A 13,835-nucleotide genomic window follows, 5' to 3' on the forward strand; every position below is an offset into this window, starting at 1 on the left:
ACCGACGAGACCGCCATGGCCGACCCCATCCTCATCGCCAAGAATGCCGACCGCGAACTGGTGCTGCTGCCCGAGATGGGCAACCGCCACGGCCTGATCACGGGCGCCACGGGCACCGGCAAGACCGTCACGCTGCAGACGCTGGCCCAGGGGTTCTCGCGGCTGGGCGTGCCGGTGTTCATGGCCGACGTCAAAGGTGATCTGACCGGCATTTCCCAGCCGGGCCAGGCATCGGACAAGCTCAAGGCCCGCCTGGCGGAACACGGCCTGCCCGAGCCGGTGTGGGGCGCCTGCCCGACCACGCTGTGGGACGTCTTCGGCGAAAAGGGCCATCCGGTGCGCGCCACGGTCTCGCACATGGGGCCGCTGCTGCTGGCGCGCATGCTGGAGTTGAACGACACCCAGCAGGGCGTGCTGAACCTGGTGTTCCGGATTGCCGACGCCAACGGCCTGCTGCTGCTGGACGCCAAGGACCTGCGGGCGATGCTCCAGTACGTGGGCGAGAACGCCAGCCAGTTCACCACCGAGTACGGCAATATCTCGTCGGCCTCGGTCGGGGCCATTCAGCGCGGGCTGGTGGCGCTGGAATCGCAGGGCGCCGACCGGTTCTTCGGCGAGCCGATGCTGAACCTGGAGGACTTCATCCAGACCGAGAAAGGCCAGGGCGTGATCAACATCCTGGCGGCCGACAAGCTGATGAACGCGCCGCGCCTTTATGCCACGTTCCTGCTGTGGATGCTGTCCGAGCTGTTCGAAAAGCTGCCCGAGGCGGGCGACCTGGACAAGCCCAAGCTCGTGTTCTTCTTCGACGAGGCCCACCTGCTGTTCAACGACGCCCCCAAGGCGCTGCTGGACAAGATCGAGCAGGTGGTGCGGCTGGTTCGCTCGAAGGGCGTGGGCGTGTACTTCGTCACGCAGAACCCGGTCGATATCCCGGACACGGTGCTCGGCCAGCTTGGCAACCGCGTGCAGCACGCGCTGCGCGCCTTCACGCCGCGCGACCAGAAGGCGGTCAAGGTGGCGGCCACGACGATGCGGGCCAATCCCGGACTCGATCTGGAAAAGGCCATCGGCGAACTTGGCGTGGGCGAGGCGCTGGTGTCGTGCCTCGACGCCAAGGGCACGCCCGGCGTGACCGAGCGGGCCTGGGTACTGGCGCCGGGCAGCCGCATCGGCCCGGCCACCGACGACGAGCGCCGCGCGCTGATTGCCGGATCGCTGGTGGCCGGCACCTACGAGAAGACGATCGACCGCGAGTCGGCCTACGAGAAGCTGCGCGCCGACGCCGGCGCGGCTGCCAAGGGCGCGCCGGTGGACGCCAAGGCGCCGAAACCGGCCGAGGCGGGCCAGGCCGACGAAGGCGGCGGCTGGGTGGGAGAAGTCTGGGGATCGCTGACGCGCGGCACCGGCAAGACCGGCCGCGGCGATTCGATCCTGGAATCGGTGGCCAAGTCGGCCGCGCGCACGGTGGGCTCGCAGGTGGGCCGGGAACTGATCCGCGGCGTGCTGGGCAGCCTGCTTGGCGGCGGCAAGCGCAAGTAGCCGCGGCTGCCGGTCATCATCCAGAAAGAAAGCGCCCGCGCAAAACCTGCGCGGGCGCTTTCTTTCTTTCGGGCCAGTGCCGGCGCTAGTCCGATCCGCGCCGGGCCGCTTCGGCGTCCTCGCGGGCCTTGCGGGCGAACAGGCAGGCAAAGAACGCGGCCATGCCGATGATGAAGGCGATGACGGCCAGGCTGGCCAGCCCGGTCGAAGTGGTCATCAGGATTTTCAGGGCTTCCATGTGGGTGACTCCTTCTCTTGAAAGGCCGCGAACGGCTGTTTCCAGTGTGAGAGAGTCGACCCGCACAGACTTTGAGGCGCATCAAGCGCCCGGGCCCGTCCGACGCCGGATCAGTTCTTCGTACCGAACAGGCGGTCGCCCGCGTCGCCCAGGCCCGGCACGATGTAGGCGTGCTCGTCCAGATGGCTGTCCAGCGACGCCACGAACAGTTTCACGCCCGGATGCGCCTTCTGGAAGACCTCGACGCCCTCGGGCGCGGCCACCAGCGCCACGAAGGTGATGGCTTCGTCGGGCACGCCACGGCGCTTGAGCACGTCCACCGCATGGGCGGCCGAGTAGCCGGTGGCCACCATCGGGTCGCACAGGATGAACGAGCGGTCTTCCAGGTCCGGCAGGCGCACCAGGTATTCCACCGGGCGGTGCTGCTCGTCGCGGTACACGCCGATATGGCCGATGCGGGCCGACGGAATCAGCTCCACCAGGCCGTCGCTCATGCCCACGCCGGCGCGCAGCACCGGCACGATGGTCAGCTTCTTGCCGGCGATGACCGGCGCGTCCAGCGCCACCAGCGGGGTGTCGATGCGGCGCGTGGTCAGCGGCAGGTTGCGGGTGATCTCGTAGCCCATCAGCAGCGTGATCTCGCGCAGCAGCTCGCGGAACGTGCGCGTGGACGTTTCCTTGTCGCGCATGTGCGAAAGCTTGTGCTGGATCAGCGGGTGATCGAGGATAAAGAGGTTGGGAAAGCGGGAATCCTGTTTCATGGCGGGCTCGGCGAATACGGTGAGGGCCCGGCCGCCAGGCGGAACGGCGGCGGACGGGCCCGATGCAGCGCGATTGTAAAGGATGCGCGCGGCCGCGCGCCCCCGCCAGCCCTGCGCGGCCCGCCCGGCCCGGGAAAGCAGGCAACGCCGCCGGGCCGGGAACGCCGGCGCCTTTTGGCATACAATCGCCGGGTTGCGCGCGCCGGCCACGCCGGCCGCCGCCCCATTCCAGCGTCCCCGTGTCCGCCTCCCAGAAGTCCCTGTCCCCGTCCGCCGAAGTGTCCGCCGCGCAGCGCGTCGGGCTGGCCACCGCCGCCATCGGCGCCGTGCTGTTTTCCGCCAAGGCCATCGTCGCCAAGCTGATGTACCGCTACAACGTGGACGCCGTGATGGTCATCACGCTGCGCATGCTGTTCGCGGTGCCGCTGTTCATGGCCATCGGCTGGTGGCAGGCCCGCAAGCTGCCGGCGCTGTCCTGGGGCGACCGCGCCCGGGTGGTCTTCCTGGGCTTCATCGGCTACTACCTGTCGAGCTTCCTCGATTTCCTGGGCCTGCAATACATCACGGCCGGGCTGGAGCGGCTGATCCTGTTCCTCACGCCGTCGTTCGTGCTGCTGTTCACCGCGCTGGGGTTCCGCCGGCAGATCCATGCCCGCCAGTGGATGTCGCTGGCGCTGGCCTATGCCGGCATCGTGCTGGTGTTCGCGCACGACCTGGACGTCAGCGGCGCCCAGGTGTGGCTGGGCGGCGCGCTGGTGCTGGGCAGCGCGTTGTCGTATGGTGTGTACCTGATTCTGAGCGGCGAGCTGGTCAAGCGCGTGGGGTCGCTGCGGCTGGTGGCGTATGCGATGTGCGTGTCGACGCTGTGCTGCGTGATCCAGTACGTCGTGCTGGGCCGGCCGCTGGCCGGGATCGTGCAGCAGCCGGCGCCGGTGCTGTGGCTGTCGGTGGTCAACGCGGTGCTGTGCACGGTGCTGCCGGTGTCGCTGACGATGGTGGCCGTGGCGCGCATTGGCGCGCCGATGGCGTCGCAGGCCGGCATGATCGGCCCGGTGTCCACGCTGGCGCTGGCGTACTGGCTGCTCGGCGAACCCGTGAGCGGCGTGCAGCTGGCCGGCAGCGCACTGGTGCTGGGCGGCATGTACCTGCTGTCGGGCCGCAAGCGCTGATAACCGATTCGAACCGGATCAACCAAGGAGGGAGAGACCATGGATTTTGGACTGCGCGGCAAGCATGCGCTGGTGTGTGGCGCCAGCAAGGGTCTGGGTCTGGCGTGTGCGGACGCGCTGGCAGCCGAGGGCGTGGACGTGGTGATCGTGGCGCGGGGCGCCGAGGCGCTGGAAAAGGCCGCCGCCGACCTGCGTGCGCGCCACGGGCGCCGCGTGATCGCCGTGGCCACCGACATCACCACACCTGAAGGCCGCAAGCTGGCGCTGGACGCCGTGGCCAAGCTGGGCGACCTGGACATCCTGGTGAACAACGCGGGCGGCCCGCCGCCGGGCAACTTCCGCGACTGGGGCCGTGACGAGTGGATCGCCGCGCTGGACGCCAACATGCTGACCCCGATCGAGCTGATCAAGTCGACCATCGACGGCATGATCGCGCGCCGCTGGGGCCGCATCATCAACATCACCAGCGGGGCCGTGAAGGCGCCGATCGACGTGCTGGGCCTGTCCAACGGCGCCCGCTCGGGCCTGACCGGCTTCGTGGCCGGCCTGGCGCGCGAGGTGGCGCAGCATGGCGTGACCGTGAACAACCTGCTGCCGGGGCCGTTCGACACCGACCGCCTGAAGAAGACGATGGAAGGCGGCGCGCAGAAGGCCGGCATCAGCATCGAGGAAATGGCCAAGCGCCGCGCCGCCGCCAACCCGTCGCGCCGCTTCGGCGAGCCGGCCGAGTTTGGCGCCACCTGCGCGTTCCTGTGCAGCAAGCAGGCCGCGTACATGACGGGCCAGAACGTGCTGCTGGACGGCGGCGCCTATCCGGGGACGTTCTGATGGCAAAGCCGGAAGCCAAGGCGGCGCGGCGGCCACGGATCGCGCTGATCGCGCATGACCACAAGAAGGACGACATCGTCGCCTTTGCCGGCCGGCACCGCGACTTCCTGGCGCGGTGCGACCTGGTGGCCACCGGCACCACGGGTGGCCGGATTGCCGACGAGACCGGGCTCGATGTGACGCGGATGCTGTCCGGTCCGTGGGGCGGCGACCTGCAGATCGGCGCGCAACTGGCCGTGGGCGAGATCACGGCCGTGATCTTCCTGCGCGACCCGATGACGCCGCAGCCGCACGAACCGGACATCAACGCGCTGGTACGTGCCTGTGACGTGCACAACGTGCCGTGCGCGACGAACCTGGCCACGGCCGAACTGCTGGTCGTGGAACTGGCGCGCCACTGCTTCGACCCGGAATAGGCGCTGGCCGTCCGCTTCGCGCAAGAAAAAACCGCTGCCAGGGCAGCGGTTTTTTGTTTGGGACGGCGTCAGCGTGGCCGCACCGTGGTGGCCGTGGCCCGGACCTGGGCCTGCCGCAGGATGTGAGGTGGCAGCCGCTTCAGGATGAAGTGCACCGCCAGCGGGATGATCACCATGTCGTCGACGATGCCGAGCCCGGCCACGATGTCAGGCACGAGGTCGATCGGCGACAGCGCGTAGAACAGCAGGCCGAACGCCGCGGGCTTGAGCCAGGGCGGCGCATCGGGGTGGCGCAGCGCGTACCAGAACAGACGGCCATCGCGCCGCACCAGCGTCCAGAGGGCAGAGAATCGCTTCCACATGATGGGCCTCCTTGGTCACACGTGCAGTGGGCATGAACAAGAAGCTTGGGCCGGTACCGGCCGATTCAAGTTCCCGACCCGCCGGCCGGGGTTTTCCCCGCTCCCGCGCGGCGGGGTGCCGGCGGGAGGGGGCGGCGGCAGGGCGGCCTGCGCGCCACGCCGGCTTCAGCCCGGCACGTTGCCTTCCACGCCTTCGACGTAGAACTTCACGTTGTGCAGGAAGGCGTCGTCGGCCACCTGGCCCGCGGCTACCTGTTCCTTGCCGGCGTTGTCCTTGATCGGACCCTTCCAGATCGGGGCGCTGCCGTCGACGATGCCCTTCTTGCGTTCCTCGACCAGCGCCTTGACGTCGTCAGGCACGGCGGCGTTGAAGCTCTTCAGGTCGATCATGCCTTCCTTCAGGCCCCACCAGATCGTGCTGTTCTTCCACTGCTTGTTCAGCACGTCCTCCACCACCTTGTTGTAGTAGACGCCCCACGAGATTACCGACGCCGCCAGGTGGGCCTTGTCGCCGAACTTGCTCATGTCGCTGTCCCAGCCGAACGCGTAGACGCCTTTTTCCTGCGCGGTCTGCACCACGGCGGCGGAGTCGGTGTTCTGCATCAGCATGTCCACGCCCTGGCCGATCAGCGTCGTGGCGGCCTCGCGTTCCTTGCCCGGATCGAACCACTTGTTGACCCACACCACCTTGACCGTGGCCTTGGGGTTGACCGAGCGGGCGCCCAGCGTGAACGAGTCGATGTTGCGGATCACCTCGGGAATCGGCACCGATGCCACCACGCCCATCTTGCCGCTCTTGCTCATCTTGCCGGCCACCACGCCGGCCAGGTACGCGCCTTCATAGGTGCGCACGTCGTACTGGGCCAGGTTGTCGGCGGTCTTGAAGCCCGTGGCGTGCTCGAACTTGACGTCCGGGAATTCCTTGGCCACCTTCAGCATCGATTCCATGTAGCCGAACGTGGTGCCGAAGATCAGCTTGTTGCCCTGGCTGGCGAGGTCGCGGAACACGCGCTCGGCGTCGGCGGCGGACTCGGGCACGTTCTCGACGTACGTGGTCTTGACCTTGTCGCCGAACTTGGCTTCCACGGCCTTGCGGCCCGTGTCATGGGCGTAGGTCCAGCCGGCATCGCCCACCGGGCCGATGTAGACGAACGCCACCTTCAGCGGCTCGCTGGCGGCGGCGGCCGGGGCCGAGGCGGCGCCGGTCTCGGCGGGCTTGTCAGCGTCCTTCTTGCCGCAGCCGGCCAGGGCCAGCACGGCGGTGGCGGCCAGGGCCGCCAGCGTGGTCCTGCGTGTCACGATCATCGATCTCTCCTTGATAAGACGTCTTTTGTGATGTGGTTTGACTTCTGGATACTGCGTGGTAACTGGTAGGCGGCGCTCAGGCGCTGCCGGGCCGGAACGGCTTGCCCAGGCTCGCGGGCATGTTCAGCCGGATCCACGCCGGGTTGCGCGAGATCAGCGCCAGCACGACGATGGTGGCCGCGTACGGCAGCATCGACAGGAACTGCGACGGCACCGACACGCCCACGCCCTGCAGGTAGAACTGCAGGATCGTCACGCCGCCGAACAGCCACGCGCCGATCAGCACGCGGCCCGGTCGCCACGTGGCGAAGGTGGTCAGCGCCAGCGCGATCCAGCCCCGGCCGGCCACCAGGTTCTCGACCCACATCGGCGTGTAGACCAGCGACAGGTAGGCCCCGGCCAGCCCGCAGCAGGCGCCGCCGAACAGCAGCGCGCCGAAGCGGATCCAGCGCACCGGGTAGCCCAGCGCGTGCGCCGACTCGGGTGATTCGCCAATGGCGCGCAGCGTCAGCCCGGCCCGCGTGCGGAACAGGAACGCCATGATCGCCAGGCACAGCAGCAAGCTGAAATAGACCATCCAGTGATGCTGGAAGAAGGCCGGCCCGACGAACGGCAGGTCGCCCAGCACCGGGATGGCGCTGGATTTGGCCGGCATCGCGTAGCCCACGAAGCGCTGGGCCATGAACGCCGACAGGCCGGTGCCGAAGATCGACAGCGCCAGCCCGGTGGCCACCTGGTTGGTAGCCAGCACCAGCGCCAGCCACGCAAACAGCGTGGCCATCAGCATGCCGGCACCGGCGCCGGCCACGAAGCCCAGCAGCGGCGATTGCGTCTGATAGCCGACCATGAAGCCGAAGGCCGCGGCCACCAGCATCATGCCTTCGGCGCCCAGGTTCAGCACGCCGGCGCGCTCGTTGACGAGCAGGCCCAGCGCGGCCAGCAGCAGCGGGGTGCCGGCGTTGATCGCGGTGGCGATCAGGGGAGCGAGTTGTTCCATGTTCTGTTGGGCTCCGGTCAGGCGGTGCGCGCGCGCCAGCGCAGGCGGTTGTCGATCAGCGTGTCGCAGGCCAGCAGGAAGAACAGCAGCATGCCCTGGAACACCCAGCCCAGCGCCGACGGCAGGCCCAGGCGCGACTGCGCCATTTCGCCGCCGATATAGAACAGCGACATCACGATGCCGCCGAACACGGCGCCCACCGGATGCAGCCGGCCCACGAACGCGACGATGATCGCGGTGAAGCCATAGCCGGGCGAGATCGACGGCAGCAACTGGCCGATCGGGCCGGCTACCTCGAACGCGCCGGCCAGGCCGGCGAAGGCGCCCGAGATCAGCAGCGCCGTCCACAGCGCGCTGCGCGACGAGAACCCCGCATAGCGCGCGGCCAGCGGCGCGGTGCCGCCCACCTGCAGCCGGTAGCCGGCAAAGCTGCGGAACACGAACACCGTCATGATGGCCACCAGCACCAGCATCACGGCAAAGCCGACGTGCAGCCGCGACCCCGGCAGCAGGTTGGGCAGCAGGAACGCCGACGCGAACACCTTGGATTGCGGGAAGTTCATCCCGTTGGGGTCCTTGAGCGGGCCGTTGACCACCCACAGCAGCAACTGCTGCGCGATATAGGTCAGCATCAGCGACACCAGGATCTCGTTGGCGTTGAAGCGGTCTTTGAGCAGCGCCGTCAGCGACGCCCACGCCATGCCGCCGACGCAGCCGGCCAGCGACGCCAGCACCAGCACCGTGAAGCCGCTGGCGGTGGTGCCCGGCGTGTCGAACCAGAGCACCGTGGCGCCGGCAAAGATGCCGCCGACGATCAGCTGCCCGTCGGCGCCGATGTTCCAGACGTTGGCGCGATAGCAGACCGAAAGCCCCAGCGCGCACAGCACCAGCGGCACGGTCTTGAGCAGCACCTCGCCGATGGCGCGCTGGTCCTTGAGCGGATCGACAAGGAACACCTTGAGCCCTGCCACGGGGTCCTTGCCCAGTGCCAGGAACAGCAGCGCGCCGAACAGCAGCGTCAGCACGATGGCGAACACGGGCGACGCGTAGGCCATGGGCCGCGACGGCACGCCGCGCGGGGCCATCACGACCGGGGAAGTCAGCTTAGGCATGGCCGGGCACCTCCGCGGTGGCGTCATCATGCCGGCTGGCCGGGCCGCCGTCCCACAGGCCGCTCATCCACAGGCCCACCTGCTCGCGCGTGGCCGATTCGACCGGGATCGACGGCGACAGATGGCCCTTGGCGATCACGTGCAGGCGGTCGCAGATGGCGAACAGTTCGTCGAGTTCCTCCGACACCACGAGGATCGCGCAGCCGGTGGCCTTGAGCGCCAGGATCTCGTTGTGGATCTGCGCGGCGGCGCCGACGTCGACGCCCCACGTCGGCTGCGCCACGATCAGCACCTTCGGTCCGGCCTCGATCTCGCGGCCGACGATGAATTTCTGCAGGTTGCCGCCCGACAGGCTGCGCGCCAGCGCGGCCGGGCCGCTGGCCTTGACGCGGAAGCGGTTGATGATGCCGGCGGCCAGCCCCTCGGCCGCCGTGGGCGACACCATGCCGCCACGCACGTACGGCGGCGCCTGGTGCGACAGCAGCACGTTGCTGGACAGGCTCATGGCGGGCACGGCGCCGCGCCCCAGCCGCTCCTCGGGCACGAACGCCAGCCCGGCGCGGCGCCGGCCGCGTGCGTCGAGCCGGCCCACCGGCCGGCCTTCGAGCTGGATGGCGGCGCCGCTGGCGCGCGGGTCCTCGCCCGACAGCGCGGCCAGCAATTCCTGCTGGCCGTTGCCGGACACGCCGGCGATGCCGACGATCTCGCCCGCGTGGACGTCCAGCGCCAAGCGCTGCAGCTCGGTGGCGAACTGGTGCGCGCGCGGGATCGACAGGTCGCGCACCGACAGCTTCACCGGCCCCCGGACGGTCTGCACGCGGGCCTCGCGCGGCGGCTCGCCGCCGATCATCATCCGCGACAGCTCGGCCGCGCTCTGCTGGCGCGGGTCGCAGGTGCCGGTCACGCGGCCCATCCGCATCACGGTGGCGTGGTGGCACAGCGCGCGGATCTCGTCGAGCTTGTGGCTGATGTAGAGGATGCTCGTGCCTTCGGCGGCCAACTGGCGCAGCGTCACGAACAGCGTCTCCACGGCCTGCGGCGTCAGCACCGACGTGGGCTCGTCCAGGATCAGCAGTTGCGGCGCGGCCAGCAGCGCGCGGACGATCTCCACGCGCTGGCGCTCGCCCACGGACAGCGTGTGGACGTGGCGCTGCGGCTCCAGCGGCAGGCCGTAGCGCTCGGCCGTGGCGCGGATGCGCTCGGATAGCTGGCGCAGGTTGCCGGCGTCCCGCGGCGGCAGGCCCAGCGCGATGTTCTCGGCCACGGTCAGCGTGTCGAACAGCGAGAAATGCTGGAACACCATCGCGATGCCCAGGTTGCGGGCGTCGTGCGGGCTGGCGATCGATACCGGCGCCCCGTTGAAGTGCATCTCGCCGGCGTCGGGTCGGACCGCGCCGAAGATGATCTTCATCAAGGTGGATTTGCCGGCGCCGTTTTCGCCGAGGACGGCGTGGATCTCGCCGGGGGCGACGGTCAGGCTGACGTCGTCATTGGCGGTCACGCCGGGATAGCGCTTGGTGATATGCGCAAGCGCCAGCCTGGGAGGGAGTTGTGATGTCACTGAAGCGGCTCGGATTGTTGTGGCAGCAACGTTCTGTTCAGGCACGTGACGCGCGGCGGCGCGTGGCGCAGCATCGCCGTGCGGCAGGTTGTCATCATCATGATTGCGTGATGCCCGGAATTTGGGGTGGATTATATAAGTGCATGGGGCCACGGCGGACCGATTTGGCCGCGCCGCCATGCCCCATAACGGTTCCGGGAGGGTTGCAAGTCGCGTGCCGGCCACACCGGCAAAGCAAAACCGCCGCGCTGCCGGTCAGGGCAGGGCGGCGGTCAGGGTTGACGCCGGTCAGGGCGCGGTTCAGCCCGCGCTGGCAGGTATCGCGGCGAAGCGGCCGTCGCGGAAGTCGGCCAGCGTCTGGTAGATCTGCTCCTGCGTGTTCATCACGAACGGGCCGTACTGCGCGATGGGCTCGTTCAGCGGCTGGCCCGCGATCAGCAGGAAGCGGGCGTCCTCGTCGGCCGTGACCACCACGCCGTCGGCCTGGCCGGCGTTGTCGAGCACGCCCATGCGCTGGGCTTCCAGCACCGCGTCGCCCACCTTGACCGTGCCGCGATAGACGTAGACGAACGCGTTGTGCCCGGGCGGCAGCGCCTGGGCGAACGACTGGCCCGCCGGCAGGTGGACGTCCAGGTACAGCGGCTCGGTGACCGGCCGCGTCACGGCGCCGGCCACCCCGTGCGACGCGCCGGCCAGCACCCGCACGGTGCCGCCCGACGGCAGCGCCACGGTCGGGATTGCCGACGCCGGCAGGTCGCGGTACCACGGCGAGGTCATCTTGTCGGCCGCCGGCAGGTTCAGCCAGAGTTGGAAGCCTTCCATCCGGCCATCCTCCTGCTCGGGCAATTCCGAATGCACCACGCCCGAGCCGGCCACCATCCACTGCGCGCCGCCGTTTTCCAGCAGCCCCTCGTGGCCGGCGCTGTCGCGATGGCGCATGCGGCCGGCCAGCATGTAGGTGATGGTCTCGAAGCCGCGATGCGGGTGATCGGGGAAGCCGCCGATGTAGTCGTCCTTGTTGTCGGTGCCGAACGCGTCGAGCATCAGGAACGGGTCCAGGCGCCGCTGCAGGTTGTGGGTCAGCACGCGGGTCAGCTTGACGCCGGCGCCGTCGGACGTGGCAATGCCGCGTACCACGCGATCCACGGCGCGCGAGCGCTGCACGGTTTCCGTGGCGGTGGCCGGAACGGTCGGAATGCGGGAAGTCATCGAAATCTCCGGTTGGACGGCCGCGAACCCTGTTGTCGCGCCGTCTGGCTACCTCGCCAATTTAAGGGTTTGGCGCCAAAGCGGTAGAGGGCAGGGCGGCAACACATTGTTTTAACGTTGGGACAATGGATCGATATCCGCGCCGCCAGCGCAACGCCGACATCGCCCGAAGATTCTGACCGAAGCCGGTCATTGCGGGCGCGGAAACGGTGAAGATGACGGGATGCCGGAAGTTGTGTAGAATAGCGGTCTCTTTGTCATCCGTTGCCAATAGTTGCGGTGGCTCGGCCTGCTCTCCGAACCCCGTGAACCGTTGTCTGGCAACGGCCGATTGACCGGCGGCGCCATACCGAAAGCGCGTTTTGACACGACATCAGTCGCCGCCACTGGCCAACCCTTGCGGGTTGCGCCGCTCCTGCGGATTCCGGCCCAGCGCCTGAGTCCCATCAACCGGTTGTTTTGCCAGCCACTCGGCCGGCGCCACAACCACAAGTCCGTCCGCCGGCAATCGTGCCGGTCATGGCGGCAATGCAATCTGAAACCGGGCGCCGGCGTGCACCCCCATCGACATTCATCGCCGGCCCTATTGTTTTCCGCATCCGGGATGTGGCGAATCAGGCATTTTCATGGTTTTCCGCAGGCCGGGGTTGGAAGGGGAAATATGTCAAAGCGAACCATCCAGGCCGTGGCCTGGGGTGGCGTCGTTGCCGTTGCGCTGGCCGGACTGGTGGCGTGGATCGGCATCGACGTCATCTACCAGTACCGCGAGCGCCTGCTCTACGACGTGGCCGACCATCTGCGCCTGGTGGCAATCTCGATGACGCTGGCGCTGCTGACCGGCGTGCCGGCCGGCATCGCGCTGAGCCGCCCGTGCATGCGCCGCTGGGCCGACAAGCTCATGCAGGTGTTCAACATCGGCAACACCGTGCCGTCGTTGGCGGTGCTGGCGCTGGCACTGGCCGTGCTGGGCATCGGCGAGCGGCCGGCCATCCTGGCACTGTGGCTGGCGTCGCTGCTGCCGATCGTGCGCAATACGTACGAAGGGCTGCGCACCGTGTCGCCGGCGCTCAAGGAAGCGGCGCGCGGCATCGGCATGACGCCGTGCCAGCGGCTGGTGCGCGTGGAGCTGCCCAACGCCCTTCCCGTGATCCTGGCCGGGGTGCGCATCAGCCTGGTCATCAACGTGGGCACCGTGCCGCTGTCGTTCCTGATCGGCGCGAACAGCCTGGGCGAACTGATCTTCCCGGGCATCTACCTGAACAACCAGCCGTTGCTGCTGCTGGGCGCCGCCGCCACCGCGCTGCTGGCCCTGGCGCTGGACGCGCTGTTCGCCACTGCCGGCCACGTCTACCTGCGCCGGCGCGGGCTGGCGCAATGAGGCGTTTCATGGAACCGAAATCGAAAAACCGCATGGCCGACGGCCGCGTATTCTGGGTCTGGGCCGCCGTGGGCATCGTGCTGGCGGCGCTGCTGCTGTCGACGGCCCCGGCGCGCGCGCAGGACGCCGGCGCCCCGATCCGCGTGGGCGGCAAGAACTTTACCGAGCAGTTGATCCTGTCGTCGATGACGACCCAGTACCTGAAGGCCAAGGGCCTGGGCGCGACGCTGACGTCGGGCCTGGGCAGCACGCTGATGCGCCAGGCGCTGGAATCGGGCCAGCTCGACGTGGTGTGGGACTACACCGGCACGGCGCTGATCGTGTTCAACAAGGTCGAGGAAAAGCTCGACGGGCCCGAGAGCTACCGCCGCGTCAAGACGCTGGACGCGGCCCGGGGCCTGGTCTGGCTCGACGCCTCGCAGGTCAACAACACCTACGCGTTCGCGATGCCGAAGGAGCGCGCCGGCGATATCCGCACGCTGTCGGCCTATGCCGCGAAGATGCGCGCCGACGGCGAGGACGTGAAGCACCCGCTGGCCGTGGACATGGAGTTCGCCGCCCGCCCGGACGGCCTGGAGCCGCTGAAGGCGGCCTACAAGCTGCCGTTCACGCGCAAGGACGTGATCCAGCTCGATCCGGGCCTGGTCTACACGGCGCTCAGGAACAACCAGGTGGACCTGGGCCTGGTCTACACGACCGACGGCCGCGTCAAGGGCTTCAACCTGGTGCTGCTGGAAGACGACCTGCACTACTTCCCGCCTTACAACGCGGCGCCCGTGGTGCGCAAGGCCGTGCTGGACGCCCATCCGGAACTGGCCGGCCTGCTCAACGCGCTGGCCGCCAAGCTCGACAACGCGGCGATGACCGACATGAACTACAAGGTCGACATCGACCAGCAACCCGTGGACAAGGTGGCTGGCGACTTCCTGCGTAGCCACGGGCTGATCTGAGGAGCCA

Annotated in this window: 14 protein-coding genes; 6 read left to right on the top strand and 8 right to left on the bottom strand. The window is 68.7% G+C overall.

The features are described from left to right. Window positions 1–15: 15 nt before the first annotated feature. Window positions 16–1,542 (top strand): DUF853 domain-containing protein, encoded by a 1,527-nt coding sequence (locus tag QTN24_RS05425; protein WP_313835670.1) that lies wholly within the window; start codon window positions 16–18, stop codon window positions 1,540–1,542. An 85-nt stretch (window positions 1,543–1,627) separates the two neighbouring features. On the opposite strand, the gene QTN24_RS05430 is transcribed toward QTN24_RS05425, so the two are convergent. Continuing rightward, window positions 1,628–1,780 (bottom strand): DUF3149 domain-containing protein, encoded by a 153-nt coding sequence (locus tag QTN24_RS05430; protein ID WP_124682135.1) that lies wholly within the window; start codon window positions 1,778–1,780, stop codon window positions 1,628–1,630. Between the two features lie 110 nt (window positions 1,781–1,890). Further along, window positions 1,891–2,541 (bottom strand): uracil phosphoribosyltransferase, encoded by a 651-nt coding sequence (gene upp / locus QTN24_RS05435; protein WP_124682134.1) that lies wholly within the window; start codon window positions 2,539–2,541, stop codon window positions 1,891–1,893. A 278-nt stretch (window positions 2,542–2,819) separates the two neighbouring features. On the opposite strand from upp, the gene QTN24_RS05440 reads away from it, so the two are divergent. Genes QTN24_RS05440 through QTN24_RS05450 form a run of 3 tightly spaced genes read left to right on the top strand, consistent with a single transcriptional unit; the run spans window position 2,820 to window position 4,954 of the window. Further along, on the top strand, window positions 2,820–3,710 hold the full coding sequence (locus QTN24_RS05440; protein ID WP_313835875.1) for a DMT family transporter: 891 nt from the start codon (window positions 2,820–2,822) through the stop codon (window positions 3,708–3,710). 39 nt (window positions 3,711–3,749) lie between these two features. Next, complete coding sequence (locus QTN24_RS05445) at window positions 3,750–4,538, top strand: SDR family oxidoreductase (RefSeq protein WP_313835675.1); 789 nt, start codon at window positions 3,750–3,752, stop codon at window positions 4,536–4,538. Next, window positions 4,538–4,954 (top strand): methylglyoxal synthase, encoded by a 417-nt coding sequence (locus QTN24_RS05450; protein WP_313835677.1) that lies wholly within the window; start codon window positions 4,538–4,540, stop codon window positions 4,952–4,954. Before QTN24_RS05445 ends, QTN24_RS05450 begins: the two co-directional genes overlap by 1 nt. 68 nt (window positions 4,955–5,022) lie before the next feature. Here QTN24_RS05450 and QTN24_RS05455 read toward each other — a convergent pair whose 3' ends face one another. The 6 genes from QTN24_RS05455 to QTN24_RS05480 form a co-directional block, all read right to left on the bottom strand. Beyond that, window positions 5,023–5,316 carry a YkvA family protein gene (locus QTN24_RS05455; RefSeq protein WP_124684961.1) on the bottom strand — a complete coding sequence of 98 codons (294 nt, stop codon included), beginning with the start codon at window positions 5,314–5,316 and terminating at the stop codon, window positions 5,023–5,025. Between the two features lie 165 nt (window positions 5,317–5,481). Then, on the bottom strand, window positions 5,482–6,621 hold the full coding sequence (locus QTN24_RS05460) for a BMP family ABC transporter substrate-binding protein (RefSeq protein ID WP_124684960.1): 1,140 nt from the start codon (window positions 6,619–6,621) through the stop codon (window positions 5,482–5,484). A 76-nt stretch (window positions 6,622–6,697) separates the two neighbouring features. Further along, entirely contained in the window at window positions 6,698–7,618 is a 921-nt protein-coding gene (locus tag QTN24_RS05465) for an ABC transporter permease (protein WP_124684959.1), read from the bottom strand. A gap of 17 nt (window positions 7,619–7,635) precedes the next feature. After that, window positions 7,636–8,730, bottom strand: coding sequence for an ABC transporter permease (locus QTN24_RS05470; protein ID WP_124684958.1), 1,095 nt, complete (start codon window positions 8,728–8,730; stop codon window positions 7,636–7,638). Beyond that, complete coding sequence (locus QTN24_RS05475) at window positions 8,723–10,291, bottom strand: ABC transporter ATP-binding protein (RefSeq protein ID WP_313835682.1); 1,569 nt, start codon at window positions 10,289–10,291, stop codon at window positions 8,723–8,725. Before QTN24_RS05475 ends, QTN24_RS05470 begins: the two co-directional genes overlap by 8 nt. A 300-nt stretch (window positions 10,292–10,591) precedes the next feature. Continuing rightward, the gene (locus QTN24_RS05480; RefSeq protein WP_313835684.1) at window positions 10,592–11,500 is read right to left on the bottom strand and encodes a pirin family protein; all 909 of its coding nucleotides are present in this window, start codon (window positions 11,498–11,500) and stop codon (window positions 10,592–10,594) included. Between the two features lie 661 nt (window positions 11,501–12,161). Here QTN24_RS05480 and QTN24_RS05485 point away from each other — a divergent pair. Next, the gene (locus tag QTN24_RS05485; RefSeq protein ID WP_124684955.1) at window positions 12,162–12,878 is read left to right on the top strand and encodes an ABC transporter permease; all 717 of its coding nucleotides are present in this window, start codon (window positions 12,162–12,164) and stop codon (window positions 12,876–12,878) included. A gap of 8 nt (window positions 12,879–12,886) precedes the next feature. After that, window positions 12,887–13,828 carry a glycine betaine ABC transporter substrate-binding protein gene (locus QTN24_RS05490; protein WP_409558983.1) on the top strand — a complete coding sequence of 314 codons (942 nt, stop codon included), beginning with the start codon at window positions 12,887–12,889 and terminating at the stop codon, window positions 13,826–13,828. The last annotated feature ends 7 nt before the right edge of the window (window positions 13,829–13,835 follow it).

The sequence above is a fragment of the Cupriavidus sp. SZY C1 genome (assembly GCF_032190535.1).
In the GTDB taxonomy this organism is placed as follows: Bacteria; Pseudomonadota; Gammaproteobacteria; order Burkholderiales; family Burkholderiaceae; genus Cupriavidus; species Cupriavidus pauculus_C.

Excerpts from the sequence above, each read along its gene's own strand:
- QTN24_RS05425 (WP_313835670.1), top strand. The coding sequence starts at position 16 with ATGGCCGACCCCATCCTCATCGCCAAGAATGCCGACCGCGAACTGGTG.
- QTN24_RS05430 (WP_124682135.1), bottom strand. The coding sequence starts at position 1,780 with ATGGAAGCCCTGAAAATCCTGATGACCACTTCGACCGGGCTGGCCAGC.
- upp (WP_124682134.1), bottom strand. The coding sequence starts at position 2,541 with ATGAAACAGGATTCCCGCTTTCCCAACCTCTTTATCCTCGATCACCCG.
- QTN24_RS05445 (WP_313835675.1), top strand. The coding sequence starts at position 3,750 with ATGGATTTTGGACTGCGCGGCAAGCATGCGCTGGTGTGTGGCGCCAGC.
- QTN24_RS05450 (WP_313835677.1), top strand. The coding sequence starts at position 4,538 with ATGGCAAAGCCGGAAGCCAAGGCGGCGCGGCGGCCACGGATCGCGCTG.
- QTN24_RS05455 (WP_124684961.1), bottom strand. The coding sequence starts at position 5,316 with ATGTGGAAGCGATTCTCTGCCCTCTGGACGCTGGTGCGGCGCGATGGC.
- QTN24_RS05460 (WP_124684960.1), bottom strand. The coding sequence starts at position 6,621 with ATGATCGTGACACGCAGGACCACGCTGGCGGCCCTGGCCGCCACCGCC.
- QTN24_RS05465 (WP_124684959.1), bottom strand. The coding sequence starts at position 7,618 with ATGGAACAACTCGCTCCCCTGATCGCCACCGCGATCAACGCCGGCACC.
- QTN24_RS05470 (WP_124684958.1), bottom strand. The coding sequence starts at position 8,730 with ATGCCTAAGCTGACTTCCCCGGTCGTGATGGCCCCGCGCGGCGTGCCG.
- QTN24_RS05480 (WP_313835684.1), bottom strand. The coding sequence starts at position 11,500 with ATGACTTCCCGCATTCCGACCGTTCCGGCCACCGCCACGGAAACCGTG.
- QTN24_RS05485 (WP_124684955.1), top strand. The coding sequence starts at position 12,162 with ATGTCAAAGCGAACCATCCAGGCCGTGGCCTGGGGTGGCGTCGTTGCC.
- QTN24_RS05490 (WP_409558983.1), top strand. The coding sequence starts at position 12,887 with ATGGAACCGAAATCGAAAAACCGCATGGCCGACGGCCGCGTATTCTGG.